The 4,588-nt window shown below is 44.1% G+C and carries 3 protein-coding genes; 2 read left to right on the top strand and 1 reads right to left on the bottom strand.

The window, feature by feature from the left end; translation table 11 throughout:
* Window positions 1-166: 166 nt before the first annotated feature.
* Window positions 167-1,081, bottom strand: coding sequence for a DMT family transporter (locus AB4238_RS22205; RefSeq protein ID WP_372035776.1), 915 nt, complete (start codon window positions 1,079-1,081; stop codon window positions 167-169).
* 307 nt (window positions 1,082-1,388) lie between these two features.
* Here AB4238_RS22205 and dnaK point away from each other — a divergent pair, with 307 nt between their 5' ends.
* Together dnaK and dnaJ are read left to right on the top strand one after the other, a co-directional pair.
* Complete coding sequence (gene dnaK / locus AB4238_RS22200) at window positions 1,389-3,314, top strand: molecular chaperone DnaK (RefSeq protein WP_372035774.1); 1,926 nt, start codon at window positions 1,389-1,391, stop codon at window positions 3,312-3,314.
* Window positions 3,315-3,402: 88 nt separating this feature from the next.
* A complete protein-coding gene (gene dnaJ / locus AB4238_RS22195; RefSeq protein WP_248973192.1) occupies window positions 3,403-4,533 on the top strand; it encodes a molecular chaperone DnaJ in 1,131 nt (376 codons plus the stop codon).
* The last annotated feature ends 55 nt before the right edge of the window (window positions 4,534-4,588 follow it).

The following is a 4,588-nucleotide window of genomic DNA, read 5'->3' as shown; positions in this document are numbered from 1 at the left end:
AAGAATGCTAAACAGTTTATTTTAGAGGGGAAAAGGGAGCGTAGTTACCCTAGAGTGTTGAAGTGTTCAAAGGACCGATATCCCATAAAAAAGAAAGCCGTTCACGTTAAGTGAACGGCATTAGGCGTTTGCCGGTTTTTTATTAACTCTTACTGCTGGATTACCATTACACTGGCGCGCGTCTTCTGGCGCGCCATTTGCCTAGTTTTGGCAATAGCTGCTGCAAGGCTAATGCAGACAAGATCAAAGCAAGGCCGATATAGGTCGACACTTCGATGTTTTCTTGCAAGATCCAAGCGATAAAGCCGATTGATAGTACTGGGGTGATAAATACCAATGTAGTAATACTGGCGGTGCGTTCCGCCTTTTTTAGTGCGATAAGCCACAGCACAAAGGTTACACCCATCTCAAATAAGCCTACATAAACCCCGGCTAACATGCCCTCGAGGTTCCACGCCGGTAATGTTTGCGTCGTTAGTAATGCAATGGCTATAAAAGGCAGTCCTACTAAGAAGCTCAGCAGTAAACTAACAACCGGATCGCCTTTGTCTTTAGTGTTGACTATCCAATACAGTGACCACAGTAATGTGCTGGTTAAGGCCAGTACCACACCAGCGGTACTTTCAAACTGAAAACCAGTCAAATTGCCTTTAGTCGCAATAGTAAATACCCCAAGGTAAGCTACCACTGCCGCTGTAACGTCGCTTTTTCTTAGCGTTTGGCCTAATAAAGGTACTGACAATAAAGGCAGTAAAATCGCCCATGTGTAGTTTAGCGACAATGCTTGCTGAGCTGGTAGTAAGTCATAAGCCTTAAACAATACTAAATAGTACAAGAATGGGCTCAGTAAACCCGTTTGCAAATAAAACAACGGTCGAGTAGCAAATTGTTTGCTAACGAGTGACAGTTTATTTTGCATGGCAAGGATCACTCCAAGTGCCACTATTGAGGTGATGACAGCAATAAACACCAATTGCAAAGGCGTGTAATGAGTCAATGCTAATTTAAAAGCGGTGGCGACAGTCGACCACAGCAGTATTGCGCCTATGCCGAAAGCATAAGCCTGATGGGATGTTTTCAATTTCTACTACTCTACTACGTCGAGACTACTTTATTCATGCGTTCTGTTGCCACAGAGGTTAACGGAACGATACCTTCTTCGATTGCATGCATTATACATTCGCTGTGAGTTAGAACTGAGTAGGAGATCAAAAAATAGCAATCAAATGACAAAATTTACATTTTTCCCTTGTATTCGTTTCAAACGTCCCAATATAGGTAACCAAGAGACGAAATGGGCAAAAATTAAGACTTGAAAACGATTCAGTCTGACCCCATTTCTATTACCAGATAACAAATTTAGTTTAGATAAGATTTCGGAGGACTCCATGGGTAGAATTATTGGTATCGATTTAGGCACAACAAACTCTTGTGTTGCAGTATTGGACGGCGACAAAGCTCGCGTATTAGAAAATGCTGAAGGCGATCGTACTACACCCTCAATCATCGCATACACTGCTGATGAAACTTTAGTTGGCCAACCTGCAAAGCGTCAGGCTGTGACAAACCCAACTAACACCGTATTTGCTATTAAGCGTCTTATCGGTCGTCGTTTTAAAGATGATGAAGTTCAACGTGACGTTGACATCATGCCATTCAAAATCATCGGCGCTGATAATGGCGATGCTTGGGTAGAAGCCCAAGGTAAGAAAATGGCTCCGCCACAAATCTCTGCTGAAATCTTGAAGAAGATGAAGAAAACTGCAGAAGATTACTTAGGTGAAGAAGTGACAGAAGCGGTTATTACTGTTCCTGCATACTTTAACGATTCACAGCGTCAAGCGACTAAAGATGCTGGCCGTATCGCAGGTCTTGAAGTTAAGCGTATTATCAACGAGCCAACAGCTGCAGCACTTGCATACGGTATTGATAAGAAGCAAGGCGACAACATCGTTGCAGTATACGATTTAGGTGGCGGTACATTTGATATCTCTATCATTGAAATCGACAGTGTTGAAGGCGAGCAAACTTTTGAAGTACTTGCGACTAACGGTGACACTCACTTAGGTGGTGAAGATTTTGATAACCGTCTAATTAACTACCTAGCTGACGAGTTCAAGAAAGAGCAGTCTCTTGACCTACGTAACGATCCGCTAGCAATGCAGCGTCTAAAAGAAGCTGCTGAAAAAGCGAAGATTGAGCTTTCAAGCACCACACAAACTGAAGTTAACCTGCCATACATCACTGCTGATGCAACAGGTCCTAAGCATTTAGTGGTTAAAATCACTCGTGCAAAACTTGAGTCACTGGTTGAAGATCTAATTACTCGTTCACTTGAGCCACTAAAAGTAGCTCTAGCAGACGCTGATCTTTCAGTTTCTGATATCAACGAAGTGATTCTTGTTGGTGGTCAGACTCGTATGCCTAAAGTACGTGAAGAAGTATCTTCATTCTTTGGTAAAGAGTTACGTCAAGATGTTAACCCTGATGAAGCGGTTGCTATCGGTGCAGCAGTTCAAGCGGGCGTTCTATCTGGCGACGTTAAAGACGTATTGCTACTAGACGTTACTCCACTGTCTCTAGGTATTGAGACTATGGGCAGCGTAATGACTAAGCTTATCGAGAAGAACACCACTATCCCGACTAAAGCGTCGCAAACATTCTCAACTGCAGATGACAACCAAGCAGCTGTGACTATTCACGTTCTGCAAGGTGAGCGTAAGCAATCAAGCGGTAACAAATCTCTAGGTCAATTCAACCTAGAAGGCATTGAGCCTGCTCCTCGTGGCATGCCACAAATTGAAGTTGCATTCGACATCGATGCTGACGGTATCTTGCATGTATCTGCTACAGACAAGAAAACCGGTAAAGCACAGAACATCACTATTAAAGCCTCTTCAGGTCTAAGTGATGAAGAAGTTGAAGCAATGGTTCGTGATGCTGAAGCACATGCTGACGAAGATGCTAAGTTCGAAGAGCTAGTAACAGCTCGTAACCAAGCTGATGGCATGGTTCATGCAACGAAGAAGCAGATCGAAGAAGCCGGTGAAGAGTTACCAGCTGACGAGAAAGAGAAGATTGAAGCTGCAATGGCGAACGTTGACACTGCCACTAAAGGTAGCGACAAAGAAGCGATTGAAAAAGCAACGCAAGAGCTAATGGAAGCTTCTTCTAAGTTAATGGAAATTGCTCAAGCTAAAGCGCAAACTCAGCAAGGTCAGTCAGAAGGCGCAGGCGAAGCGCAACAAGACGCTCACGCAGCGGATGATGTTGTTGACGCTGAGTTTGAAGAAGTGAAAGACGACAAAAAATAATGACGGTTAACCCCTAATTTATTCAAGCGGGCGTTTGAGGTAACTCTTACGCCCGTTCGTGCAACTCCAGCAAAGAAAGCATGAGATTATGTCAAAGCGAGATTTTTACGAAGTATTAGGTGTCGGACGTGACGCCAGCGAACGCGAAGTGAAAAAAGCTTATAAGCGTTTAGCAATGAAGTTTCATCCAGATCGCAACCCAGGTGATAAAGAAGCAGAAGCTAGCTTTAAAGAAGTTAAAGAAGCTTATGAAATTCTAACCGATAGCGATAAGAAAGCGGCGTATGATCAGTTTGGTCATGCTGGCGTTGATCCAAATCGTGGCGGTGGCGGTCATGGCGGTGCTGATTTTGGCGACGTATTTGGCGACGTATTTGGTGATATCTTCGGTGGTGGACGTCGTGGTGGCGGACAACGTCAAGCCGCGCGCGGTAGTGACTTACGTTATAACCTAGAGCTTTCTTTAGAGGAAGCGGTTAAAGGGTTAAGTAAAGAGCTACGCATCCCAACATTGGTTGCTTGTGAACCTTGTGATGGGACTGGCGCTAAGAAAGGCTCTAAACCGACAACTTGTGGTACCTGTCATGGCCAAGGCCAAGTTCAGATGCGTCAAGGTTTCTTTGCTGTACAACAAGCCTGTCCTACCTGTCATGGCCGCGGCAAGATCATTAAAGATCCTTGTAATAAGTGTCATGGCGAAGGTCGCGTAGAGAAGAGCAAAACATTATCCGTTAAGATCCCTGCGGGAGTTGATACTGGCGACCGTATTCGTCTATCTGGCGAAGGGGAAGCGGGCGAGTTTGGTGCACCTCCTGGAGATTTATATGTTCAGGTTAGTGTACGTGAACATGCAATCTTCCAACGTGATGGCAACAACCTTTATTGTGAAGTGCCTATCTCATTTAGCAAGGCGGCGCTGGGTGGTGAGATTGAAGTGCCAACATTAGATGGCAAAGTTAATCTTAAGATCCCAACTGAAACGCAAACTGGACGTATGTTCCGTATGCGCGGTAAAGGCGTTAAGTCTGTTCGTAGTCATGCTGTTGGTGACCTGTTATGTAAGGTTGTCATGGAAACTCCAGTTAACCTTAACGAACGTCAAAAAGAGTTATTGCGCGAATTTGAAGAGACATTAACTGGCCAGTCAAAGAAACACAGCCCTAAAGCTGAAGGTTTTTTCGATGGCGTTAAAAAGTTTTTTCAAGATTTGAATAGCTAATAACTATTCAAATCGTTATATAATTTAAGCCTCGCAATTGCGGTAATGCCGGTCA

The sequence above is a fragment of the Shewanella sp. 10N.286.45.A1 genome (genome assembly GCF_041470405.1).
GTDB lineage: Bacteria > Pseudomonadota > Gammaproteobacteria > Enterobacterales > Shewanellaceae > Shewanella.
This window is presented reverse-complemented; position numbering and strand designations above follow the sequence as displayed.